General features: G+C 68.6%; 24 protein-coding genes. 9 read left to right on the top strand and 15 right to left on the bottom strand.

Annotated features, from left to right (window positions below; all coding sequences use genetic code 11):
• From OG729_RS08195 to OG729_RS08215, 5 genes are all read right to left on the bottom strand, one after another.
• The gene (locus OG729_RS08195) at nt 1–1137 is read right to left on the bottom strand and encodes an XdhC family protein (protein WP_405805219.1); all 1137 of its coding nucleotides are present in this window, start codon (nt 1135–1137) and stop codon (nt 1–3) included.
• An 85-nt stretch (nt 1138–1222) separates the two neighbouring features.
• A complete protein-coding gene (locus OG729_RS08200; RefSeq protein ID WP_405805220.1) occupies nt 1223–2704 on the bottom strand; it encodes an NCS2 family permease in 1482 nt (493 codons plus the stop codon).
• A 270-nt stretch (nt 2705–2974) separates the two neighbouring features.
• Nucleotides 2975–5383 carry a xanthine dehydrogenase family protein molybdopterin-binding subunit gene (locus OG729_RS08205; protein ID WP_405805221.1) on the bottom strand — a complete coding sequence of 803 codons (2409 nt, stop codon included), beginning with the start codon at nt 5381–5383 and terminating at the stop codon, nt 2975–2977.
• Between the two features lie 2 nt (nt 5384–5385).
• Complete coding sequence (locus OG729_RS08210) at nt 5386–5970, bottom strand: (2Fe-2S)-binding protein (RefSeq protein ID WP_405805223.1); 585 nt, start codon at nt 5968–5970, stop codon at nt 5386–5388.
• Complete coding sequence (locus OG729_RS08215) at nt 5961–6848, bottom strand: FAD binding domain-containing protein (protein WP_405805224.1); 888 nt, start codon at nt 6846–6848, stop codon at nt 5961–5963. The genes OG729_RS08210 and OG729_RS08215 overlap by 10 nt, the downstream gene beginning before the upstream one ends.
• Before the next feature lie 279 nt (nt 6849–7127).
• On the opposite strand from OG729_RS08215, the gene OG729_RS08220 reads away from it, so the two are divergent.
• Nucleotides 7128–8846: a PucR family transcriptional regulator gene (locus tag OG729_RS08220; RefSeq protein ID WP_405805226.1), complete on the top strand. Its 1719-nt coding sequence runs from the start codon at nt 7128–7130 to the stop codon at nt 8844–8846.
• A gap of 30 nt (nt 8847–8876) precedes the next feature.
• Here OG729_RS08220 and OG729_RS08225 read toward each other — a convergent pair whose 3' ends face one another.
• Nucleotides 8877–9284, bottom strand: a complete 408-nt coding sequence (locus OG729_RS08225; protein WP_405805227.1) for a RidA family protein — start codon at nt 9282–9284, stop codon at nt 8877–8879.
• A 109-nt stretch (nt 9285–9393) separates the two neighbouring features.
• Between OG729_RS08225 and OG729_RS08230 the strand changes: the two genes are divergently transcribed.
• The 3 genes from OG729_RS08230 (at nt 9394) to OG729_RS08240 (ending at nt 11276) form a co-directional block, all read left to right on the top strand.
• A complete protein-coding gene (locus OG729_RS08230) occupies nt 9394–9774 on the top strand; it encodes a winged helix-turn-helix transcriptional regulator (RefSeq protein ID WP_405805229.1) in 381 nt (126 codons plus the stop codon).
• A 175-nt stretch (nt 9775–9949) separates the two neighbouring features.
• Nucleotides 9950–10744, top strand: a complete 795-nt coding sequence (locus OG729_RS08235) for a hypothetical protein (protein WP_405805231.1) — start codon at nt 9950–9952, stop codon at nt 10742–10744.
• A 16-nt stretch (nt 10745–10760) separates the two neighbouring features.
• A complete protein-coding gene (locus OG729_RS08240; protein ID WP_360868927.1) occupies nt 10761–11276 on the top strand; it encodes a protein phosphatase in 516 nt (171 codons plus the stop codon).
• Between the two features lie 9 nt (nt 11277–11285).
• On the opposite strand, the gene OG729_RS08245 is transcribed toward OG729_RS08240, so the two are convergent.
• Nucleotides 11286–11642, bottom strand: a complete 357-nt coding sequence (locus OG729_RS08245; protein WP_405805232.1) for a hypothetical protein — start codon at nt 11640–11642, stop codon at nt 11286–11288.
• A gap of 43 nt (nt 11643–11685) precedes the next feature.
• Nucleotides 11686–12114, bottom strand: coding sequence for an ATP-binding protein (locus tag OG729_RS08250; protein WP_405805234.1), 429 nt, complete (start codon nt 12112–12114; stop codon nt 11686–11688).
• 116 nt (nt 12115–12230) lie between these two features.
• Here OG729_RS08250 and OG729_RS08255 point away from each other — a divergent pair, with 116 nt between their 5' ends.
• The 3 genes from OG729_RS08255 to OG729_RS08265 are packed head-to-tail and all read left to right on the top strand — an operon-like array spanning nt 12231 to nt 13931.
• Entirely contained in the window at nt 12231–13055 is an 825-nt protein-coding gene (locus OG729_RS08255) for a helix-turn-helix domain-containing protein (RefSeq protein WP_405805236.1), read from the top strand.
• Nucleotides 13052–13297, top strand: coding sequence for a DUF397 domain-containing protein (locus OG729_RS08260; protein ID WP_405805237.1), 246 nt, complete (start codon nt 13052–13054; stop codon nt 13295–13297). Before OG729_RS08255 ends, OG729_RS08260 begins: the two co-directional genes overlap by 4 nt.
• On the top strand, nt 13290–13931 hold the full coding sequence (locus OG729_RS08265) for a hypothetical protein (RefSeq protein ID WP_360868940.1): 642 nt from the start codon (nt 13290–13292) through the stop codon (nt 13929–13931). Before OG729_RS08260 ends, OG729_RS08265 begins: the two co-directional genes overlap by 8 nt.
• A 7-nt stretch (nt 13932–13938) precedes the next feature.
• On the opposite strand, the gene OG729_RS08270 is transcribed toward OG729_RS08265, so the two are convergent.
• From OG729_RS08270 to OG729_RS08290, 5 genes are all read right to left on the bottom strand, one after another.
• Nucleotides 13939–14508, bottom strand: coding sequence for an SUKH-4 family immunity protein (locus tag OG729_RS08270; protein WP_405805238.1), 570 nt, complete (start codon nt 14506–14508; stop codon nt 13939–13941).
• Nucleotides 14509–14539: 31 nt separating this feature from the next.
• Entirely contained in the window at nt 14540–16078 is a 1539-nt protein-coding gene (locus OG729_RS08275) for a nucleic acid/nucleotide deaminase domain-containing protein (protein WP_405805239.1), read from the bottom strand.
• Nucleotides 16079–16173: 95 nt separating this feature from the next.
• Nucleotides 16174–17625 carry a hypothetical protein gene (locus OG729_RS08280; RefSeq protein WP_360868948.1) on the bottom strand — a complete coding sequence of 484 codons (1452 nt, stop codon included), beginning with the start codon at nt 17623–17625 and terminating at the stop codon, nt 16174–16176.
• Nucleotides 17626–17816: 191 nt separating this feature from the next.
• Nucleotides 17817–18695, bottom strand: a complete 879-nt coding sequence (locus OG729_RS08285) for a nucleic acid/nucleotide deaminase domain-containing protein (protein ID WP_360868950.1) — start codon at nt 18693–18695, stop codon at nt 17817–17819.
• Nucleotides 18696–18745: 50 nt separating this feature from the next.
• Entirely contained in the window at nt 18746–19522 is a 777-nt protein-coding gene (locus OG729_RS08290; protein ID WP_405805241.1) for a GntR family transcriptional regulator, read from the bottom strand.
• 149 nt (nt 19523–19671) lie between these two features.
• Here OG729_RS08290 and OG729_RS08295 point away from each other — a divergent pair, with 149 nt between their 5' ends.
• Nucleotides 19672–20517, top strand: coding sequence for a (2Fe-2S)-binding protein (locus OG729_RS08295; RefSeq protein ID WP_405805242.1), 846 nt, complete (start codon nt 19672–19674; stop codon nt 20515–20517).
• Between the two features lie 217 nt (nt 20518–20734).
• Nucleotides 20735–21814, top strand: coding sequence for a DUF2637 domain-containing protein (locus OG729_RS08300; RefSeq protein ID WP_360868959.1), 1080 nt, complete (start codon nt 20735–20737; stop codon nt 21812–21814).
• A gap of 115 nt (nt 21815–21929) precedes the next feature.
• On the opposite strand, the gene OG729_RS08305 is transcribed toward OG729_RS08300, so the two are convergent.
• Nucleotides 21930–22391 carry an ATP-binding protein gene (locus OG729_RS08305; protein ID WP_405811090.1) on the bottom strand — a complete coding sequence of 154 codons (462 nt, stop codon included), beginning with the start codon at nt 22389–22391 and terminating at the stop codon, nt 21930–21932.
• A 128-nt stretch (nt 22392–22519) separates the two neighbouring features.
• Nucleotides 22520–24262, bottom strand: coding sequence for a pyruvate dehydrogenase (locus OG729_RS08310; protein WP_405805243.1), 1743 nt, complete (start codon nt 24260–24262; stop codon nt 22520–22522).
• Nucleotides 24263–24276: the final 14 nt, after the last annotated feature.

The following is a 24276-nucleotide window of genomic DNA, read 5'->3' on the forward strand; positions in this document are numbered from 1 at the left end:
TCAGGCCACCGAGGCTATCCGGCCCGTCGGCGGGTCCTGGCCGTCGTGATGGATCGGGGTGTGCGCTCCCGTCAGGGAGACCCCGGAGCCACCACGGCGGTTTGCCACGATCTCCGCCGCGATCGACAGCGCCGTCTCCTCCGGCGTACGCGCGCCCAGGTCGAGGCCTATCGGGCTGCGCAGCCGGGCCAGTTCCAGCTCGGTGACGCCGACGTCGCGCAGGCGCTTGTTGCGGTCCTCGTGGGTGCGGCGCGAGCCCATCGCTCCCACGTATGCGACGGGAAGCTTCAACGCCAGTTCGAGCAGCGGCACGTCGAACTTCGCGTCGTGGGTCAGAACGCAGAGGACCGTACGGCCGTCCACCTCCGTCGACTCCAGATACCGGTGCGGCCAGTCGACGACGATCTCGTCCGCCTCCGGGAAGCGCGTCCGCGTCGCGAAGACGGGACGGGCGTCGCACACGGTGACGTGGTATCCGAGGAACTTCCCGACCCGTACCAGCGCCGACGCGAAGTCGATGGCGCCGAAGACGATCATCCGCGGGGCGGGCACCGAGGACTCCACAAGGAGCGTCAGCGGCTGACCGCAACGGCTGCCGTCCTCGCCGATGACCCGCGTGCCCGTGCGGCCCGCGTCGAGCATCGCGCCCGCCTCGGCCGCCGCCGTGCGGTCCAGTTCCGGGTGGCCGCCCAGCGATCCCTCGTACGAACCGTCGGGGCGGACCAGCAGGGCGCTGCCCATCACATCGGACGGGCCGTCCGTGATTCTGGCGAGGGCCGCCGCCTCCCCGCCCGCGGCGGCCGCCAGCGCGGCGGGGAAGACCCCGCCGCGTACCGGCGTGACGAGGATGTCGATGATGCCGCCGCAGGTCAGGCCGACCGCGAAGGCGTCCTCGTCGCTGTACCCGAACCGCTCGAGGACACTCTCGCCGTCCTCGAGCGCCTGTTGGCACAACTCGTACACCGCCCCCTCCACACACCCTCCGGAGACCGACCCGATCGCCGTGCCCTCGCTGTCCACGGCGAGTGCGGCGCCCGGCTGCCGGGGCGCGCTGCCGCCGACGGCCACCACGGTGGCGACGGCGAACTCACGGCCCTGCTCGACCCACCGGTTCAGCTCGTCGGCGATGTCCAGCATGTCGGTCTCCTCAGGGGGTGTGGGTGGGCGGCGGGACTCAGGGCCTGTCTTCCGGATCTTGCCGGGCTGATCCGAGAGCCAGGCCCTACTTGACTCCCAGCCAGCCCTCGATCGGGTGAAGGGCGAAGTACGCCAGGAACACGATGGACAGCACCCACATCAGCCAGCCGACGTCCCGCGCCTTGCCCTGCACGGTCTTGATCAGGACGTGGGCGATGACACCCGCCGCGATGCCCGCGGTGATCGAGTACGTGAAGGGCATCAGCACGGTGGTCAGGAAGACCGGGATCGAGGTCGCCTGGTCGTTCCAGTCGATGTGCTTGGCATTCGTCAGCATCATCGATCCGATGACGACGAGCGCACCGGCGGCCACCTGCGTCGGGATGATCTGGGCCAGCGGGGTGAAGAACAGGCAGAGCGTGAAGGCGAGGCCGGTGACCACGCTCGCGAAGCCGGTGCGCGCACCGTCGCCGACGCCCGCGGTGGACTCGACGAACACGGTCTGGCCGGAAGCGCCGGCCAGGCCGCCGAACGCGCCGCCCGCACCGTCGATGGCCAGGGCCTTGTTGAGGCCGGGCATCTTGCCCTTGTCGTCGGCGAGGTTGGCCTGCTGGCCGATGCCGATGATCGTGCCCATGGCGTCGAAGAAGCCGGCCAACACCAGGGTGAAGACGATGACGCCGACGGTGATCCCACCGACGCTGCCGATGCCGTCGAAGGAGACGCTGCCGAAGAGGCCGAAGTCAGGGGTGCTGACGATGGAGCCGGAGATCTCCGGGGCGTTCAGTCCGCCCCAGGCCTTCTTGTCGAGTCCGGCGAACTGGTGGACCAGTGCGGCGAAGACGGTGCCGCCGACGATGCCGATGAGGATCGCGCCGGGGACCTTGCGCACCTGCAGCAGGAAGATCAGCAGGACGGTGACCGCGAAGCAGAGCACCGGCCAGCCGGTGAGCATGTCGCTCGTGCCGAGCTGGATCGGCTTGGCGCCCGAGATGCCGCCGGGGCCCGGCATGGAGGTGACGAAGCCGGCCTGGACCAGGCCGATGAGGCACACGAACAGGCCGATCCCCATGGTGATGGCGTGCTTCAGCGCCAGGGGGATGGCGTTCATGATGAGTTCGCGCAGGCCGGTGACGACGAGCAGAACGATGATGGCGCCGTAGATGACGCACATGCCCATCGCGTTTTCCCAGGTCATCTCGGGCGCGACCTGGAATGCCATGACGGCGGAGACGCTCAGTCCCGCGGCGAGGGCCAGCGGCACATTGCCGATGAAGCCCATCACGATGGTGGTGGCGGCCGCGGCGAAGACGGTGGCTGTGGTCAGCTGATCGCCGTCGAGCTTGTGGCCGGTCGCATCAGGCACCGACAGAATCACCGGGTTGAGAAGGATGATGTACGCCATCGCCATGAAGGTGGTGATGCCGCCACGTACCTCCTGACCGATGGTCGACCCGCGCTGGGTTATGTGGAAATACCGGTCGAGCCAAGACCTGCCGGCGGGCTGGCGGGTACCTGCGCCGGCGTCCTCCGCCGTTGTCTTGGTCTCAAGGGACTGCTGGGTCATGGTGCCTACTCCCAAGGTTCACAGGGGCACCCGCGTGAGCAACGAGGCTGCGGGATTTGGGATCTTGCATTGCTGCACGACCCGGGGGACGGCCCGAGACGAACTGGGTTGTGGTGCTGGGGTACTGCGCGGTACTGCGGCAAGGACCGCGAGCGGTGCGGTACTTGGTTTCTCCGGGCGGCGCGGACGGGCGGTGGGTGGGGTTCCCCATGCCGAAGGCCAGGGGAGTGACGTTCCGTGGCGCGGCGCACCGCCCGGAGAGCTTGTGGATCAGGTGCCGGTGAGGTGCTCGGGGCGTACCGGCGTCCTGTTGAGCTCCAGACCCGTCGCGTTCCGGATCGCCGCGAGGACGGCCGGGGTCGAGGAGAGGGTCGGGGCCTCGCCGATGCCGCGCAGTCCGTACGGCGCGTGGTCATCGGCCAGTTCGAGCACATCGACGGGGATGGTCGGCGTGTCGAGGATGGTGGGGATCAGATAGTCCGTGAAGGAGGGGTTGCGCACCTTCGCGGTCTTGGGGTCGACGATGATCTCCTCCATGACCGCCACGCCCAGGCCCTGGGTGGTGCCACCCTGGATCTGGCCGACGACGGACAGCGGGTTGAGCGCCTTGCCGACGTCCTGGGCGCAGGCCAGCTCGACGACCTTGACGAGGCCGAGCTCGGTGTCCACCTCCACCACCGCGCGGTGCGCGGCGAAGGAGTACTGGACGTGGCCGTGGCCCTGGCCGGTGACCAGGTCGAAGGCCTCGGTGGGGCGGTGGCGCCACTCGAGTTCCAGGTCGACCGCCTCGTCCTCAAGGACGTCCACCAGGTCGGCGAGAACCTCGCCGCCGTCGGTGACGACCTTGCCGCCTTCGAGCAGCAGCTCGGCGGTGGCCCAGGCGGGGTGGTACGAGCCGAACTTGCGGCGGCCGATCTCCAGGACCTTCTCGCGGACGTTCTCGCAGGTGTGCTTCACCGCGCCGCCGGTGACGTACGTCTGGCGCGATGCCGACGTCGAACCGGCGGAGCCGACCTGGGTGTCGGCCGGTGCGATCGTCACCTGCGTGACGCCGAGCTCGGTGCGGGCAATCTGCGCGTGGACTGTGACACCGCCCTGGCCGACCTCCGCCATCGCGGTGTGCACGGTCGCGACCGGCTGGCCGCCCACGACCTCCATGCGCACCCGCGCGGTGGAGTAGTCGTCGAAGCCCTCGGAGAAGCCGACGTTCTTGATGCCGACCGCGTAGCCGACGCCTCGTACGACGCCTTCGCCGTGCGTGGTGTTGGACAGGCCGCCCGGCAGGGCGCGCACGTCCGCCTCCTCGCCGGCGGCCAGCCACTGCTGCTCGGGCGGCAGCGGCCTGGCCTTGACGCGGCGCAGCAACTCGGCAACCGGGGCCGGGGAGTCGACCGGCTGGCCGGTCGGCATGATCGTGCCCTGCTCCATGGCGTTCAGCTGACGGAACTCGACCGGGTCGATGCCCAGCTTCGCCGCGAGCTTGTCCATCTGGGCCTCGTAGGCGAAGCACGCCTGGACCGCGCCGAAGCCGCGCATGGCGCCGCAGGGCGGGTTGTTGGTGTAGAGCGCGATCGACTCGATGTCGACGTCGTCGAGGACGTACGGGCCGACGCTCAGGGACGCGGCGTTGCCCACGACCGCCGGGGAGGCCGACGCGTATGCGCCGCCGTCCAGGACGATCCTGCACTTCATGTGCGTGAGCTTGCCGTCCTTGGTGGCGCCGTGCTCGTAGTAGAGCTTCGCCGGGTGCCGGTGGACGTGTCCGAAGAAGGACTCGAACCGGTTGTAGACGATCTTGACCGGCTTGCCGGTGCGCAGCGCCAGGAGGCAGGCGTGGATCTGCATCGACAGGTCCTCGCGGCCGCCGAACGCGCCCCCGACGCCGGAGAGCGTCATCCGCACCTTCTCCTCGGGCAGGCCGAGGACCGGGGCGATCTGGCGGAGGTCGGAGTGCAGCCACTGGGTGGCGACATACAACTCGACGCCGCCGTCCTCGGAAGGCACGGCCAGGCCGGACTCCGGGCCGAGGAAGGCCTGGTCCTGCATGCCGAAGGTGTACTCGCCCTTGACGATCACGTCGGCACGCCGGGCGGCCTCGTCGGCGTTGCCCCGGACGATCGGCTGGCGGTGCACGATGTTCGGGTGCGGGACATGACCGATGTGGTGGTCGTCGCGGCCCTCGTGAACCAGGATCGCGTCCGGCGCGGTGGCCGAGGCTTCGTCCGTGATGAGCGGCAGCTCGACGTACTCGATCTTGATCTTGGCGGCGGCCCGGCGCGCGGTCTCCGGATGGTCGGCGGCGACCAGGGCCACCGGCTCGCCGTGGTGGCGGACCTTCTTGTGCGCGAGAACCGGGGTGTCCTGGATCTCCAGGCCGTAGTTCTTCATCGCGGCCGGCAGATCGTCGTACGTCAGCACCGCGTACACGCCGGGCATGGCCACGGCTTCGGAGATGTCGATGGACTTGATCTCGGCGTGCGCCACGGTGGAACGGAGCGTCTGGCCCCAGAGCATGTCCTCGTGCCACATGTCCGAGGAGTACGCGAACTCACCGGTGACCTTGAGGGTGCCGTCGGGTCGGAGCGTCGACTCGCCGATGCCGCCCTTGGTGTTGGAACCCTGGGAGATGCTGGTGGGAGTGCCGGCCGGAACGGCGGCGACTCGTGGATGCTGCGCCATCGTCAGACCGCCTCTTCCTGACGGGCGGCCGCGAGGCGGACCGCGTCGAGGATCTTCTCGTAACCGGTGCAGCGGCAGAGGTTGCCGGAGAGCGCCTCGCGGATGTCCGCGTCGGACGGCTCGGCGTTGCTCTCAAGCAGCTCGTCGGCGGCGACCAGGAGACCGGGGGTGCAGAAGCCGCACTGGACAGCTCCTGCGTCGATGAACGCCTGCTGGATCGGGGAGAGTTCCGTGCCCTCACCGGTCTGCGAGTCGGTGCCCTGCGCGCTCCACTGCTGGGCCTCCTGGAGCGAGGTGCCACAGGCGCCGGTCGCACAACCCGATTGCTCCGCACGCTGCTTCGCGAAGTCCGCCAGGCCCTCGACCGTCACGACCTCGCGGCCCTCGACCTGACCCGCGGCAACGAGGCAGGAACAGACCGGGACACCGTCCAGGCGGACCGTGCAGGAACCGCACTCGCCCTGCTCGCACGCGTTCTTGGAGCCCGGCAGGCCCATGCGCTCGCGCAGTACGTAGAGAAGGCTCTCGCCCTCCCACACGTCGTCGGCTTCCTGCTGACGACCGTTGACCGTGAAGTTCACGCGCACTGTGCGCTCCTCTCGTTGCCGCGGAAGGCCTCCCAGGTCCAGCCGAGGGTCCGGCGGGCCATGATGCCGACCGCGTGGCGGCGGTAGCTCGCGGTGCCGCGCACGTCGTCGATCGGGTTGCAGCCGCCGGAGGCGAGCTCCGCGAACTGCTTGGCGATCGACGGGGTGATGATCTTCTTGCTGTCCCAGAAACCGCCCTCTTCGAGCGCGGCGTTCAGGAACTCCTCAGCCGCCTTCGCGCGGACCGGGGTCGGGGCCGCGGAGCCGATGCCGGTGCGTACCGTGCGGGTCTCGGGGTGCAGGGCCAGGCCGAAGGCGCAGACCGCGATGACCATCGCGTTGCGGGTGCCGACCTTGGAGTACTGCTGCGGTCCGTCGGCCTTCTTGATGTGGACGGCGCGGATCAGCTCGTCCGCCGCGAGCGCGTTGCGCTTCACGCCGGTGTAGAACTCGTCGATGGGGATGAGGCGGCTGCCCCGCACGGACTCGGCCTCGACCTCGGCGCCTGCGGCGAGCAGCGCCGGGTGGGCGTCACCGGCGGGGGACGCGGTGCCGAGGTTGCCGCCGACGCCGCCGCGGTTGCGGATCTGCGGGGAGGCCACAGTGTGCGACGCCAGCGCCAGACCCGGCAGCTCGGCCCGGAGATTCTCCATGATCTGCGTGTACGGAACGGAGGCGCCCAGGCGGACGGTGTCGTCACCGACCTGCCACTCGTTCAGCTCGCCGATGTGGTTCAGGTCCAGGAGGTACTCGGGCCGGCGGTGGTCGAAGTTGATCTCGACCATCACATCGGTGCCGCCCGCGATGGGTACAGCGGTGGGGTGCTCAGCCTTGGCGGCGAGCGCCTCCTCCCAGCTGGCGGGGCGAAGGAAGTCCATGAGTGGCTCTCACTTCTTCTGAATCGGGGGTCGTTCGTCGCAACGGGCCCGGACGGTCGGCCCTCGACTGGTTATTCATGTGCCGTTAACGCTCTGTGGCCCCAGTACACAAGCCGTGTCGCGCCCGGTGCAGTCACCGAAACCATGAAGGAGTTGGCTGGTCGCCTGTCCTGTCTTGTAGATTCGAACGAAAGGCGAGGCTCAGTAACCTCACCGTTTTCCCATGAAAACCATGGCCACAGGCCACCGGCAACAACGAGACAGATCGGCGGCGACGAGATGCGGCTGCGCGCACTTCTGGAAACCGATGCGCTGGGACTGCGGCTGCTCGGCGGCGACGACGAGCTGGACCGCGGCGTACGTGGCGTGATGACGACCGACCTGCGGGACCCGAGCCGCTATCTCTCGGGCGGCGAACTTGTGCTGACCGGGCTCGCCTGGCGGCGCAGCGCCGCCGACTCCGAGCCGTTCGTCCGGATCCTGGCGGGCGCCGGGGTGGCCGGTCTGGCAGCCGGCGAGGCCGAGCTGGGGGACATTCCCGGAGATCTGATCGAGGCGTGTTCGCGCCATCGACTGCCACTCTTTGCAGTTAATGAGTCCGTTGCATTCGCGACGATCACAGAGTATGTCGTACGCCAGGTCTCGGGCGAGCGGGCCGGGGATCTCGCGGCGGTTGTGGACAGGCACAGACGGCTGATGACATCGGGACCGGCGGGCGGCGGCCCCGAGGTCGTGCTCGACCTCCTCGGCTCCGACCTGGACCTTCGGGCCTGGGTGCTCTCCCCCACCGGACGCCAGATCGCGGGCGCGGGCGAACCGCTGCCCGCCGGGGCGGGCGCCAGGCTCGCGGGCGAGCATCTGGCCGCCATCCGCACCGGCCGCCGCGGACCGCACCGGACGACCGTGGGCTCAGCCACGTACTCCCTCTTCCCGATCCGTAACACCGGCCGTGGAGCCGCCCCCGCCGCCCGGGATGTACGCGAGAGCGTCCTGTCGGACTGGCTGCTGGCGGTGGAGGCGGACGCGGGCGACTGGCCGGCCGCCCGGCTCGATCTGCTGCAGGGCGTCACCCAGCTGATCGCCGTCGAGCGGGACCGGCGCGAGGCGGCCCGTACGGTACGGCGACGGCTCGCCCAGGAGGTACTGGAACTGGTCCAGACAGGTGCGGCACCGGCCGAGATCGCGGCCCGGCTGCGGGTCGCGGCTCCGGTACTGCTGCCCGGCCTCGGCACCGCGCCGCACTGGCAGGTCGTGGTGGCCCGGGTGGACTGGGCCCAGGACACCACCGCCGGAGCCACGGCGGGCACGAGGATCGAGGCCGGACCGGTCGCGCAGTCACTGCTCGAGGAGATCCTGGTCGATCCGGCGTCGCCCGGAACCGACTCCGCCGACCGGATCGCGGTGGCCCACACGGGCGACGAGGCGATCGCGCTGGTACCGCTGCCCGCCGTACCCGTCGACCCCGCCGACCCGGACGCGCCCGACATCGAGTCCACCGAAGCCGGACTGCACGCGGACGCGCTGCTCGCCTCCGTACGCGCCCCCCTCTCGGCCGGTCTCGCCGACGACGGGCGGCTCACGCTGGGCGTCAGCGCGGCCGTCAGCTCGGCGGAGGGCCTGCGCGGGGCGCTGGAGGAGGCCCGCCACGCCCGCCGGGTGGCGGCGGCCCGCCCCGGCCGGGTCTGCGCGGCCGGCCACCATGAGCTGGCCTCGCACGTACTGCTGCTGCCGTTCGTCCCGGACGATGTGCGGCGCGCTTTCACGGCCCGGCTGCTGGACCCGCTGCGCGACTACGACCGGCGGCACCGGGCGGAGCTGATTCCGACGCTGGAGGCGTTCTTGGACTGCGACGGGTCGTGGACGAGGTGCGCGACGCGGCTGCATCTGCATGTGAACACGCTGCGGTACCGGGTGGGGCGGATCGAGCAGCTGACCGGCCGCGACTTGTCGCGCCTGGAGGACAAGCTGGACTTCTTCCTGGCACTGCGGATGAGCTGAGACGGGCGGCGCCCCGGGACCGCGTCCTGTTCAGTCGATGACCGCGGTCGCTTCGACCTCGACCAGATGCTCGGGTACGTCCAGTGCCGCAACGCCCAGCAGCGAGGCAGGGGGAGTCGCGGTGACCCTCAGCTTCGCGGCCGCCCGACCGAGCCCCTCCATGAGCAGGGGCATCTTGTCGGGGGTCCAGTCGACGACGTAGACAGTCAGTTTCGCCACGTCGTCGAAACAGCCGCCGACCTCGGCCAGGGCGGTGCCGATGTTTTGGTAGCACTGCTCGACCTGAGCGGCGAGGTCGCCTTCCCCGACCGTGACACCGTCGACGTCCCAGGCGACCTGCCCGGCGATGAAGACCAGCTTCGACCCGGTCGCGATCGACACCTGCCGGTAGGCGTCGATTTCCGGCAGTCCGCTGGGGTTTACCAGGGTGATGGCCATGCTGCCTGCCTCCATTGGCATGAGTGCCGCTCTCTTGTGGTTACTCAGGAACCGTAGGAGAGTGACCGCTGACATGGAAGAACGCACTTTTCGGTGACTGGGGAACCTGATGGTGACCAAGCAGTTCAGCGGCTCGCCCGAGGATGCGGACCTGAGGCGTGCGGACTCTCTGGCGCGGGAGATCTTCTCGGACGTCGCCAACAAGTGGGCGCTCCTGATCATCGAGTCTCTTGGTGAACGCACCTTGCGCTTCAGCGAGTTGCGGAACGAGATCGAGGGCGTCAGTCACAAGATGCTCACCCAGAACCTGCGCATGCTGGAGCGCAACGGCCTGGTCGAGCGGACGGTGCACCCCGTCGTGCCGCCGCGGGTCGAGTATGCCCTCACCGAGCCGGGCCAGGCCCTGCGGGTGACGATCGACGGACTGTGCGATTGGACCCACCAGTACCTCGGTCACATCGAGGCCTCCCGGCACCGCTTCGACGACTGACGGGTGGAGCACTCGCACGCGAAGCCATCGGCCGGGCCGAACAAGTGTCCCCCCGGCCCCTCGATTGTGAATTCATTCACCTGACCCCTTGGCCAGGCATACCTATCCATGCTGAGATGCGACAGACTCAACAGCTCAATGGCGTGCTCGGGGAGGGCAAGTGGCGCATACCGCCATGTCTGGTTCCGGAACCACTGCAGGTGACGATCCCCTCCAGACCGCGGTATGGCGGCTGCGCTCGCGCGGCTGTTGGACCGACGCAGCGGCCCTGCTCGAACCCCATGCCCCAGATCCCGCCGCCGCGCTGGAACGCGCCGGACTGCTCGTCGAGCGCTGTCTGTTCACCGGCGAGGGCTGGGCGGAGGCCGAGGACGCGCTGCGCAACGCCGAGGCGGTGGCGAGGGACGACGACGAACGCGGCGGCGCGGCCTGCGAGCGCGGGCGGCTGGCGTACGCCGCGACCCGGCTCGGCGTGCGCGACCGCGCCGACGAGGCCAGTGCCGCGCTCGGCCGCGCCGCGGCGCTACTCGCCCCCACCTCGCCCGGCCGCCCGCTGCTCGACTTCCGCCGCGGCCTCGTCGCCGAGCACATCGCCGATTCCCCGCAGGCCGCCCTCGCCGCCTACCGCCGCGCGCACGAGGGGGCGACCGCCCAGGGCGATGCGCTGCTGCTCTCCTTCACCTGGCACCACCAGGCCGGACTCGCCCTGCGGGAAGGCGAGTTGGCGGAGGCCCGGCACGGCTTCTCCGAGTCGCTGCGGATCCGCGAGGAGTTGGGCTATCTCATCGGTACGGCCCCCGCGCTCGCCGCGCTGGCCGACTGCGAACCGGAACCCGAGGCAAGCCGCCTGCGGGCCGAGGCGGGCCGACTGTTCCGGCTGCTGGGTGGCGTACCGGTGTGGCTGGGCGCGCAACTGGCCCCGACGGTGCCGGTCCAGACGTCCTCGGCGCAGCCGGAACCGGCGGCATGAGCGGAACGAAGGCACCATGAGAACGCGCCGCAGGGAAGGTCACGTTCCGGAGCCGCACTCGCGCTGGGACGAGATCACAACCGGTCTGTGGATGGGCGGCCACGTCTGGTCGGACGGTGACCAGCGGCACCAGGATGTCGTCGTGGACCGCGAGTTCGACATGGTGATCAGCCTGTACACACGCGAGGGCCACGGCCCGCCCGGGGGCGTCGAGCACCACATCGCGCCCATCCCCGACAGCTGGCTGACGGCCGATGAGATCGACAGCGTCCGCCGGCTGGCGGTGCTGGCCGCCGATGCCATACGCGCCCGGCGCACCGTGCTCGTACGCTGCTACTCCGGCTACAACCGCTCGGGCCTGGTGGCCGCGCAGACGCTGATCGAGCTTGGCCACGACAGCGAGGGGGCGATCGACCGGGTCAGGCTCCGGCGCTCGCCGTGGGCCTTGCACAACCCGGCATTCGAGCAGTACCTCATGACCGGCCTGGACGTCGCCTCGCTGCTGACGGGCCTGGAGCCACCGCCGAGCTGAGCACCGGGCTCAGTAAAGCCACCAGAGCGTCCGCTGCGGGTTCATGACGAGAAGTACGACGACGACCGCCACGACCACCCAGGCGATCCCCGGAACCCTGCTCCGCCGCGGGCGCCGCGTCCCTCGCGTCTGCCAGGCCCGCCAGGCGTCCGGCTCGGCCCGCAGAGGCGCCTTCCTCCCCCGGCCGCGCGCCCTCCCCTGCTGCCGCGCGGCTTCCTCGTCCGCCCTGCGCAGCCGCTCGGCCACCATCCGCGCCCGCGCAGACGGCTCCTTGGGCGCCGCGAGCCGCGCGGGCCCCTCGCTCTCCCGCTGGAACCTCTCCCACGCCTCGTCGGGTATGGACGACTCCGGCAACTCCGCGGACATGAACGGCCCCCATTTGTTCGGACTTCGTCAATGGCCGTACAGATTAGTCCAGCAGGCAGACATCCGCGCGCACGGTCTTACCGACGGGCACGCGATCGTGCACGCTCCACCGGTCGGCCAGGGCCGCGACCAGGAGAAGCCCACGCCCCGACTCCCCCTCGGGCTGCACCTCTCTCGGCCGTCTCTCACCGCGGGCGTCGGAGACCTCGATCCGCAGAGTGTCCGCCGTCAGCGTGAGCCGCAGCTCGAAGTCCCGTCCGGGCACGCGGCCATGGGTGACGGCGTTCGCGGCGAGCTCGGCGACGATGAGGGCGGCGGCGTCCGACAGGTCGGTGTCGTACGGAATCCCCCAGGCGTCGAGCCGCTGCACGGCGAGATGCCGCGCGAGCCGGGCGCCGAGCCGCGTGGAGCTGAACCGTTGCGCGAACACACGTACGGTGACGGGGTTTTGAGGCTTCGTCTGAGCAGGCATGCGGTCACCGTGCCGGGCGCGTACCCCGGATGACCAGCGACGCAACTCGTACGCTGAGTGAGCGTACGAGTTCGCGGTATGGACAGGGCCAGTAACTGACCGTGACCATAAGGTGCATGACGGCCGACTACACCGAACCCGAACCGTCCGACAGCCTGAAGGCGTTCGGCGCCGCGTTCAAGACCTTCCGCAAGCACGCGGGGTACACGCAGGAGTCACTGGCCCCGAAGGTCCGGTACTCGCCGAGCTTCCTCGGCTCGGTGGAGCAGGGCAGACGCTTTCCGCCGAAGCTGCTGATCGACCGGGCGGAGGCCGAACTGGAGGCGTTCGGGGTGCTGCGGGCGATGGCCCGGCATCTGTCGCGCAATCCGGGACTGGCGTCGTGGTTCCGGCAGTGGGCGGGGCTGGAGGGGCTGGCGATCAGCCTCGATACGTACGAGTGCCGGTTGATTCCCGGCTTGTTGCAGACGGAGGCGTACGCGCGGACGTTGTTCGAGAACCGGGTCCCGCCACTCGCCGACGAACAGGTCGATGCCCAGATGGAGGCACGTCAGGAACGCCAACGCCTGCTCAGGGACAGGCCGAACACAGCGTTCAGTTTCATCCTCGAAGAACATATCTTCCTGCGCCGCACAGGCGGGGTCGATGCCACCTGCGACCTCATTGACCATGTACTCAGCGTCGGCGGACTGCGGAACATCGAGATCCAGCTGATGCCGCTGGCGCGGGAGGCACACGCAGGGATGGGCGGCCCTATTCGGTTGCTAGAGACTCCAGACAACCAGTGGTTCGGGTACTGCGAGGGCCAGCGCGGCGGCCAGTTCCTCTCCGACCCAAAAGAGATCAGTGTGCTCCAGATGCGGTATGCGAAACTGCGCTCACAGGCCCTCACTTCCGAGGATTCCGTGGGCCTGTTGGAGCGACTGCGAGGAGCGCTGTGAACACCACCGAACTGGCCTGGTTCAAGAGCAGCTACAGTAGCGGCGGCGACGGAGACTGCGTCGAAGTCGCCCTCGCCTGGCACAAGTCGAGCCACAGCAGCGGCGACGGAGACGACTGCGTAGAGGTCGCCACCTGCCCCACCACGATCCACATCCGCGACTCCAAGAACACCACGGGCCCCCAGCTCGCCCTCTCCCCCACCGCCTGGACCGCCTTCATCACCCACACCGCCGGTGCCTGAGCCCGCCCTGAAGTCCATGGCCTGGCTGCCGCTGACCCCAGCGGCGATACAGGAGTTGCTCAGCCTCCCCTGCATGGAGCCGATCCCCAAGGACGGCTTGAACGAGGTCGCCAAGCAACTCGGCTGGAAGTCCTCGGACCTCGTGGACTGCGCCGAGCGCACCAGAAGCGGTCATGTCCTGTGGGCCAGCAACTACTTCGCCTCGATGGGTGACCCGGAGTCGACCTTCGTCCTGACCTTCGCGAACACATACCCGGAAAACGCGGACGGCAGTGATGACTGGGCGGACCTCATGCAGGAGTGGGGTGAGCAGCCCGACTGGCTCTTCGCGACCGCCCCGACGACGGCACAGGGCGAAGCGGTTTTCGCCGAGGCAGTGTCCGTCGTCACTGCCGAACTGGGTCCGCCCCTGCGCACAGCCCGCGACGGTGACCACTGTTTGGCAACGGACCCGCCCTACACCATCTGGCGCTGGAACAACCACGGCCTCGTCGTCGGCCACGCCCCGGACAACGGCCCGTATGGCAACCTCACCATGGGAGTACTCGCGCTCCACCCATGGCCGGATGGCGAGGAGTTACCCAAGGAGGAGGCCGACCTCGCCCGCTGGATCCGCGACCGGATCGAGCTGTGAGCCTGGATCAGCCCCACATCCCCATGGTGATTTCCTCGAAGATTCTTACCCATTCACTCTCCGCAGTACCGAAGGGAGTTGGGTCGACTGCAACGATCCGCTCCTGCATGCGATTCACCACGGCAGCCCGCGATCTATATTCTTCATCATTCGGGATCCCCTTGTACCCTCCCTGTTCAAGAACAATCAGCGAATGAACGAACGACGAGACGTCAGCATGCAAGGGAACATAGAACTCCTCACCTTCCGGGAAGGCGTAGACTCTTCCGTCCTGCGGATCAATGGCTACCAGCGCGTACACAAACCTCCCCAGGACCTCCCAACCCTCCGACTCTGGTGGACAATCAGGCCCATCCGCTCCAAAGACCTCTTTCAGGCTAGGCAGCATCTTCATGCTGCGCTCGACATCATCAATGTCTGCCTTGGGAGAGAACATTGAATTATCCGGAAGCCCTATCCGTGCGAGGAAATCGGCCGTATCCGCATGCAAGCCAGAGCCAGCAGGCTCCGCATAGTAGACAACTCCGAGAAGACCGAAGGTATTTCGCACTTCCTCTGGAGACAAATTCGCCAGCATTCACTTCACCCACCCATTCACGCCGAGCTCGTCAGGGAGCGCCCTGGCTCTTATGCCGCTTCTCAAGCTCTCCCATGTACTCCCTATGCTCTCTGTCCCGCCTGTAGAGGTTCTTCTCCGATTGATCATAATCAGCAGAGTGAGTTACCTTCAGGTCGGGGTCAAAATACATATTTAACCATTGGTCACATTTCGGTGAAAGTTGGCACGGTTCCCGCTCCGTATAAATCTCCTTAAGTCCAGACTCCCGATTATGCTTGAGCAGCGGATACCCGATCGACCTCTCCGAATGCGGCCCTCCACTATCCCCAACCAGGATCATCTCCTTCCCTGTGTCAGGGCTTACATACCTACCCGCCGCGAAATTTGTCCCTTTGTAGTCACCCTTGGCGAAGCGAGCAATCTCAGTGGCCCGCGAGAGATCCGTACTTCCCGGTGCGATCTTTTGGGAGACAGTCTTGGGCCCCTTACGGCCAAGGGGAACCGGATACTCCTTCTTCTCCTTCGGGGTCTGAGGCCGCCAGGCGGCAGTCCCTCCTTCAAGTATGTCCTTAATTCCCGATGAATCATTGGGAGACAGGTTTCGCGTTTGTCCGTTGGGGAGCAGTTCCTTGACGCTTCCGTCAGCGTTGAGAAGATACATCGGGACTTCTTTGCCGTCCCCGCACTTCTCGAACTCCCGCTTGCGCCGCTTCTCGTGCTCCTCGTGGCTCCGCTTGCTCTTGTCGATCTTGCCGCCGTGGTCCTCCAGCGTCTTGACCATCTCGTCGGACTTCTTCTCGACCGCGTCCTCCGCCTTGTCCATGGCGGTGCCCAGCTTGGCGAAGCGGCTGTCCTTCTTGAGAGACGAACGGCGCTTGCCGCCACCCTCCTTGAAGGAACCTTTCTTCTCGTCGAAGTTCTTGGCGGTCTTCTTGTAGTCGCCGGACGCCTTGTCGAACTCGTCGAACTCGATGACCAGGTCCTGGGCCATGAGGGCGCTTCCCACAGCCTTCACGTCCGCGTCATCGTCCGAGCCGAGTCGGTCCGTGAAGAGCTTCTCGATCTCCGAGAGAATCTTGGCTTCGATCTTCTCGGAGACGATCGTCGTGATCTCGTCGATCGCGTAGTCGATGGCCTCGTGGATCGCGATGCGCGCGGCTGCGATCGCAGCCGCACTCAGGAGCCCGCTGAGGCCGGCCGTAAAGAACATGCCGATGACCCCTGCGGTGGCGGCAGCGGCGGTCGTGCTGAGTTCGGTGATGACCGCGATCTTGCAGCCGACGATCAGGTCCGCGCAGTCGTCGAGCGCCCCCGCCAGGTCGTCGCAGCCCTTGGCGAAGGTCGTTAGGTCCTTCGTGGTGAGTTTGCCCCAGCGCTTGTCGATCGCCGTGACCGTCTTGCCCTTGCTCTTGCCGGCGACGATGTTCGAGCAGGCGTTGTTGCCTTCCTTGACCGCGTCGCGGATGCCCTCCGCCAGATGCCGGTAGTCCTTCGCCGACGCCTTGATCTCGTCCTCGTCGATCTGAGGCCACTCGATACCTATGAGATCGAGGACCTCGACGAGTTCGTCAGGCAGCTGCTTCCCCACGTGACACGCCCCCCTCGCAGTCAACTCCCTTCACTCTTGCAATCGAATGAGTGATCGTCAACTTTGAGTGACTGCAAGGGTGTCGGACGAGCCACCTACTGGGGCCGTAGGCAGATCAAGGACTCGTCCGTGCCGATCATCAGGTCTCCTCGGGCTGTTGCCGATAGAGCCCTCACTGGTGAACCCGGGCAAAAGGTCGATGTCCTGCCCGACTCGAGGGCGCGGTACTCGACCCGGCCGTCGCGCCAGCCAACTGCCAGCACCGGACCGTCCGGTGTGAACGCTGCTGCCAGGGCGACCACCGGGCACGGGGCTTCGGTGACTGGCGTCGCAAGAGGTTCGTCACCCGGCGACCAGACGCGCACCGTCCCATCCGCTCCCCCGCTGTAGATCAGAGGTGCCGTTGTCCCGTTCTCGCCGAGCGGCACTTCAAGCGCGGCGAGAGCCGTGACGCGTCCCTTGTGCATGCGGACAGCTGCGCTGCCGTCGTCGAAGGCGCGCACCGTGCCCGTTGCGTCGCCCACGGCCGCCATTCCCCCGACCGCGGTCAACGCCGTGACCTCGTACTTCTCCATTGCCTCGGTGAGGCGCTCCGTCTGCGTGGGGCCATCGTTCAGTAACGCCTCGATGCCGGATCCCGCCGGGCGGGCCACCCAGGCGCGTTCCGCGCGTACTCGGCCTGACCCATCCAGCACCAGGACCGAGCCGTCCGGCAGTTCTGCCATCGCCGCGATCCGTCCCGAAAGCGGCGTCCGGCGGTCGTTCGCCGATGCGTCAGCCGCATTCAGCAGGCGGACGGTGCCAAGGTGATCGGCCGTCAGCAGTTGGCCGTCGAGGGGGCCGGAGCCACTTGCCAGCGCGGCTACCGGGCCCGGCCAGGGCGGAGTGAGATCGCCCCGACCGCGCGACCACACCGCACGCCATGGCGCGGCTTCGGCGAGTGAGGCAAGAGCAGGTCCCAGGCGCGGGTCGGCGCCGTCGCCCAGTGCGGTGAGCAGGACCAGCGCGCGGTCCGGCGGGGCCTGGTCGCGGATCAGGGACTGGCCCGCCCTCAACCACGCTGCACGGAGACCCCCGTGGTCGTCCGATTCGTTTTCGTAAGCAGCGCTGACAAGCAAAGCGTCGGCCGCGCAGACCGCCGCCGGGTCGTCCAGGTCCACCCGAAGAGGTTCATGGGGTTCAGGAGCCGGAGCCCGGTTCTCCCCCGACTCCGCCCGCCACGCCTCATAGCGCGCCCAGTCCGTCCACTGCTCCAGGTCCAGGTCGAGCTCCGCGGCCCGATTTCCTGTGAGGAGTTCATGAGCGCGGCTCCCTGAACGCACCTCGACGATCAGCCGGGCATGAGCCAACTCAGCCAGCATGAGGACCAGTTCGGTCAAGGCCTCGGGCGAGTGGCTCGAGTCCAGGTCAGGCAGAACTACCACGGTACGGCGAGTGTCGGCCCCCAGCGCCTCCACCAGCTCCCCCGGGGCCCGGGCCACCACCCCTAGCTGGTCAGCGAGCGCCCACACCGTTCCCCGTACGCTCTGCCCCTCAAGCGGGACCACCGCGTGGATTGCGCGCTCCGCCGGCGTACCAAGCCTGCGGCCATGGTGGACCAGCCAGGCCAGGAGCGCCGACTTACCGCACCCGGCACCGCCTGATATCAGGCACAGGCGCGGCGCGTGAGGGTCGGCCAACCAGCCCAGCAGGGCCGCTGCTGCGGGTTCACGGCCGGCCGCAGGTCGCTCCCAGCGGGTCACTGGCCCCTCGCCTGCTCTGCCGAGTATGTGATCAGCTCCTTCAGTCCCTCCTCACGGGACTCGGCGGTGTCGCCGTAGTCGAAGCTGTGCGTGAACTCGGCGTCGGGGAAGGTTTCCTGGAGCCAGACCGCGCAGTAGTGGCCGGGCATCAGGCAGGGCTCCAGCTCGCAGTACACACGGCGCACCTGGCCCGACGTCACGCCGTCCCCGGACAGCCGCCGCCAGATCAATTCCTCCGGATGCGGCTGCCCCGGCCCTGTCGCCTCAGTGACGATCTGCTTGTTGCCTGCCTTGTCGAGGTACTCGAAGGCCGCGGAGAAGGGGAAGTTGAGTGTGTGCCGGACGTCGTCGAGGACTCGGGGCCACCAGCTCTCCCGCTCGGCGAAGGCTGCCGCGTCGATCCGTCGCAGTTCCGTGGACAGTTCGCGGAAGACTCCGGCGGCATCCGACAGCCCGGACGAAGCCGCGATCGCGGGCAGCGCCCGGTCCAGCGCGAGGAGCGAGGCATTCAGCGTGGACACATCCGTATTGACGAACATGTCGTCACAGACGTCCTGGAGCACGACCGCCTGCACCGCCCCGTCCGGCCGTACGCACAGATGTGCCAGGCCGTCGCCGCCGACCCGCGGCCAGTCCTCCAGCTCCACCGGAGGCCGCGGCAGCTCCATACGAGCGGCGACGACGCCCAGCGCGACCGGCTCATCGGCATCCGGTGCAAGGAAGTACGGGGCCACGCTCCGCGGGACCCCCGTCTCCTCGAGCAGAGTCCGTGACACCTCCGGCAGCCGCGCGCCCTGCGTACTGCCCCGCCCGAACCGTCGCAGTCCGTCCCGGCCGAAGTGCTGGACCAGCTGGTCTGGATAAGGGGACGACATGGACTACCTCACGAAGACGGTCGGTTGACGGGCACAACCGACCTTAGCCGTCAGGCCTCCGCGCCCGTGAAGTGCTCCCGCACCAGCGACTGCACCACCGCCACGTCCTGTGCCACCAACGCCTCCAGCAGCGCCATGTGTTCCGCCGCGTCCGCCACCAGGTCCGCCCTCCGCACCACCGGGGCGCTCGTCAGAGGCCACTGGGAGCGGCGGTGCAGGTCGTCCGCCACCATCACCAGCTGTTGGTTGCCGGACAGCGTGAGCACCGCGCGGTGGAAGGCGCGGTCCGTCTCCGCATACGCCGCGCGGTCGCCCGTCGCCGCCGCTGCTGCCGTCGCGTCGGCCAGGGGGCGCAGCGCCGCCCAGCGGGCTGCGGGGACCGTGCGGGCCAGGCGGAGCATGACCGGGACCTCGATCATGGCGCGGACCTCGGCGAGCTCGGCCAGTTCGCGGGCGCTGCGTACCGCGACGCGGAAGCCGCGGTTGGGGACCACCTCGACCGCGCCCTCGATCGCCAGCTGCTGCATCGCCTCGCGTACCGGAGTAGCCGAGACGCCGAAGCGCTCGCCGAGGACCGGGGCGGAGTAGACCTCGCCCGGGACCAGCTCGCCGTCGACGAGTGCGGTGCGCAGGGCTTTAAGGATCTGGCCGCGGACCGAGTGGCGCTGAACCGTGCGGGGCGCGGGCGGCTCGCTGTGGGTGTGTTCGCCGCGGGCCTGTTCCGGGATGAGGGGACGGGCGGGCTGCCCGCGGCCCCCTTTTTCGGGGACGTGCGCGGACGCGTACGGCAGCGGCGTCGCGGCATCGCGCGCTCGGGCCTGCTCCACTCGGGTCCTCCTCCGGCCAGGTGCCGGGCCCGGCTCGCGTGCGCGGGGCCCCTGTGCACCATAGGCGGGCGGGGCCGCAGTTCAAACATGGAATGCGTCGGGTAAGGTAAGGCTAACCTGCTAACGATCGCGATTCGGTGGTCCCCAGCATGACCGTTCCTGCCCTGTTGCCCGCCCTTGCCTCGCCCGTCGGGGACACCTATGCGCGCCTGACCGAGGTCCATCCGGGGCTGCGTATTCAGGAGCTCGGCGACGGGGAGCGGGCGCCGGTCGGCGGCGGCTGGGTGAGCGCCGGGGAGCTCGCGGACGGCGGGCCCGCCCTCGATGCCTTTCTCGACTGGGACCACGCTCAGATCCTGCGGGACCACGGCCGGCAGGCCCGCCCCGATGTGATCGCCAGCATGGGTCTGCACCGCTATGCGTGGCCCGCCTGCCTGCTCTTCACGGTCCCCTGGTTTCTGCACCGCCGGGTGCCGCGCCTGCCCGCCCACGACGTCTCCATCCAGCGCGCAACGGGCCGGATGGCGGTACGAGTGACGGAGTTCACCTGTCTGCCCGGCGACCCCGCCGCTCAGCTGCCGGGCGCCCGGGTCGTACCGCATGAGGAGGCCCTGCGCGCCGAGGTGCGAAGCGCCGTCGCCGAGCACATCGCGCCCGTCCTGGGCGGCTTCGGCTCACGGATGCGGCGCGGCAGGCGCGCGGTGTGGGGCATGGCGACCGACGAGGTCGTCGAGGGCCTGTGGCACATCGCACACCGCCTCGGCGAGGAGCCGCGGGCCATTACGGAGCTTGAGCGGCTGCTGCCGGGCGCCACCAAGCCGTACGTCGGAACGCCCGGCTTCCGTGAGCTCAGCGGGCCGGACGGTGAGCTGCTGCCGACCCGGGACCGGGCCGGCTGCTGCCTCTTCTACACCGTGCGCCCCGAGGACACCTGCCTCACCTGTCCGCGCACCTGTGACGCCGACCGGGTGAGTCGGCTGCGGCCGGGCAACTGATCTCCAGCACACCTGCGTCACGCCACCCGACCGGGTGAGAAAATCGAACCAACTCCCTTTATTCACACGGTAGTTCGACGAGATCGCACCTATCCGTATGCCATGTGGCCCCATTGGCGTTCTCTTGCCCCGAAACCCCTTGAGCGCGCTACGACTTCGGCCAATATGGCGGCCGAAACGCTCTACCGCGACGCAAGCGATGCAAGGGACACCGCCCATGAGACTGACCGACATATCGCTGTGGCTGCTTCCTGGCGGCGTGATGCTCCTGGGGTGCCTGGTCGCGGTGACGGTGCTCGCGCGCGGCAAGCGCGCCGACGACAAGGCCTCGTCCGAGGATTCCTGGGAACGCAGCGAGGAGCGCCGAAGGCGCAAGGAGGCGATCTACGGCACGGCCTCCTATGTGCTCCTGTTCTGCTGTGCCGCGGTGGCCGCGGCACTCTCCTTCCACGGCCTCGTCGGCTTCGGCCAGCAGAATCTCAACCTCACCGGGGGCTGGGAGTATCTGGTCCCCTTCGGCCTCGACGGCGCGGCCATGTTCTGCTCGGTGCTCGCGGTGCGCGAGGCCAGCCACGGCGACGCGGCGCTCGGCTCGCGGCTGCTGGTGTGGCTCTTCGCCGGCGCGGCCGCGTGGTTCAACTGGGTACACGCGCCACGGGGGTTCGGCCATGACGGCGCCCCGCAGTTCTTCTCCGGGATGTCGCTGTCGGCCGCGGTCCTGTTCGATCGGGCGCTCAAGCAGACCCGCCGGGCGGCGCTGCGCGAGCAGGGCCTGGTGCCCCGGCCGCTGCCGCAGATCCGCGTCGTGCGCTGGCTGCGCGCTCCCCGGGAGACCTTCGGCGCCTGGTCGTTGATGCTCCTCGAAGGCGTACGCACCCTTGACGAGGCGGTTGAGGAGGTCCGCGAGGACCGGCAGCTGAAGGAGCAGAACCGCCTGCGCAGGCGGGACCGGGAGAAGATGGAACGGGCGCAGATCAGGGCGCTCAACCGGCAGCACCGGGCCTGGGGACGCGGGCGCCACCGTATGACCGAGCTGCCCTCGGAGCTTCCCGCCCTGGGCTCCGCAAGCGGTTCGACGCAGGCCCTCTCCGGTGGCGTCGGGTCCGTTGCGGAGCCTGCCATAACCGAGCCGGGACAGCTGCCGCTTCGTTCCCGGCCCTCCCTCCAGGCCGTGAAGATGGGCGATAACGCCAAGCCGCGTACGATCGACCTCACCGCCGAGGACGACACCCAGGCGCTGCCGCGGCTGGACTCGCTGGAGCAGAAGCTCACAGATCTGGAGCGGCAGTTCGGCTGAGCGCACGGTCAGGAGATTCCGGTCAGGAAGATCCCGGTCAGGAAGATCCCGGTCAGGAAGATTCCCGCGAAGGCGCGCGGTCAGCAAGACTCACGCGAAGGCCGGCCTGCGACTGTCAGGCCGGCCTTTCGTGCAGCTCGAACCAGACCACCTTGCCCACTCCATGCGTTCGTACGCCCCACGCGTCGGCGAGGCTCTGCACCAGGATGAGCCCCCTGCCGTGGGTGTCCAGATGCGCGGGCGGCACATGCGGCACCGGCAACCCGGCCATGAAGTCCCGTACCTCCACCCTCAGCGTGGAAGCCGCGACGGTGGCCGTGACGACCGCGCCATGAGCGGTGTGCACCAGAGCGTTGGTCACCAGCTCGCTGGCCAGCAACTCCGCCACGTCCGTCGTGTCCTGCTTCCCCCAGTGCCGTAACAACTCCCGTAAAGCACGTCGTACTTCAGGAACAGCCGTGAGATCCGCGCAGCCCAGCCTGCGGCGCAGCTGACCGCACGGTGCTCCCTCCGCCGCCCCAGGTTCCCCGCCCTGCGCGCTCGCGTCAGGCCCGGCCCCTCCCTGACGCCCAGTCATCATCCCCACCCGCACGTCGAAACAGCCCCTTCTCCGGAAAGACCCCTTATGTAGCACACGTTCACAGAAATGCATGCCCCGACCGCGGAGCGTCACTCATGTCGAAATGTGAACCAACGGAGGAGGTGTCAAGGCCTCGGCACGTTCCGCAGGTTCGAGCGAGCCAGCTGGACCATCCTGCCTACGCCACCGTCCAGCACGATCTTGCTGGCGGAGAGAGCGAATCCGGTCACCATCTCGGCGCTGATCCGGGGCGGGATGGACAGGGCGTTCGGGTCGGTGACCACATCCACCAGGGCAGGGCCCTTGTGCCGGAAGGCGTCCTTGAGCGCGCCCGCCAGTTGCCTGGGCTTCTCGACGCGCACCCCGTACGCCCCCGCCGCCCGCGCGATCGCCGCGAAATCCGGGTTCTTGTTGCTGGTTCCGTACGACGGAAGGCCCGCGACCAGCATCTCCAGCTCCACCATGCTCAGCGAGGAGTTGTTGAACAGCACGATCTTCACCGGCAGTTCGTACTGGACGAGGGTGAGGAAGTCGCCCATCAGCATGGTGAAGCCGCCGTCGCCCGACATCGAGACGACCTGGCGGTTGCGGTCGATGAACTGCGCGCCGATCGCCTGCGGCAGGGCGTTCGCCATCGAGCCGTGGCTGAAGGAGCCGATGATCCGGCGGCGGCCGTTCGGTGAGATGTAGCGGGCCGCCCACACATTGCACATGCCGGTGTCCACGGTGAACACCGCGTCCTCGTCGGCGAGTTCGTCCAGTACCGAGGCTACGTACTCGGGGTGGATCGGGATGTGCTTCTCCACCTTGCGGGTGTACGCCTTGATGACGCCCTCCAGTGCCTCGGCGTGCTTCTTCAGCATCTTGTCGAGGAACCTGCGGTCCGTCTTGGGGCGCACGCGCGGGGTCAGACAGCGCAGCGTCTCGCGTACGTCGCCCCAGACGGCGAGGTCCAGCTTGGAGCGGCGGCCGAGGTGCTCGGGCCTGACGTCGACCTGGGCGATCTTGACGTCGTCGGGGAGGAAGGCGTTGTACGGGAAGTCCGTGCCCAGCAGGATCAGCAGATCGCACTCATGGGTGGCCTCGTAGGCCGCGCCGTAGCCGAGCAGACCGCTCATGCCGACGTCGAACTTGTTGTCGTACTGAATCCACTCCTTGCCGCGCAGCGCGTGCCCGACCGGGGACTTGATGCGCTCGGCGAACTCCATGACCTCGGCGTGTGCGCCCGCCGTGCCGCTGCCGCAGAAGAGGGTGACCCGGTCCGCCTCGTCGATCATGCGCACCAGCTTGTCGATCTCGGCGTCGCCCGGCCGGACCGTCGGCCTGGAGGTGACCAGAGCGTGCTCGATGGACTTCTCGGGGGCGGACTGCGATGCGATGTCGCCCGGGAGCGAAACGACGCTGACGCCCCCCTGGCCGATCGCGTGCTGGATGGCGGTCTGCAGCAGGCGCGGCATCTGCTGCGGGTTGGAGATCAGCTCGCAGTAGTGACTGCACTCGCGGAACAGCTGGTCGGGGTGGGTCTCCTGGAAGTAGCCGAGGCCGATCTCGCTGGAGGGAATGTGCGAGGCGAGGGCGAGCACGGGCGCCATGGAGCGGTGGGCGTCGTACAGCCCGTTGATGAGGTGGAGGTTGCCGGGGCCGCAGGAGCCGGCGCAGGCCGCGAGCTTTCCGGTGAGCTGGGCCTCCGCGCCGGCCGCGAAGGCGGCGACCTCCTCGTGCCTGACCTGGATCCAGTCGATGGCGGAGTTGCGCCGGATCGCGTCGACGACGGGGTTGAGGCTGTCGCCGACGACTCCGTACAGCCGCTGCACGCCGGCGCGGACGAGGATGTCGACGAACTGCTCCGCCACACTCTGCTTTGCCATGGAATGCGTACCCT

The sequence above is a fragment of the Streptomyces sp. NBC_00210 genome (assembly GCF_045160975.1).
Lineage (GTDB): Bacteria > Actinomycetota > Actinomycetes > Streptomycetales > Streptomycetaceae > Streptomyces.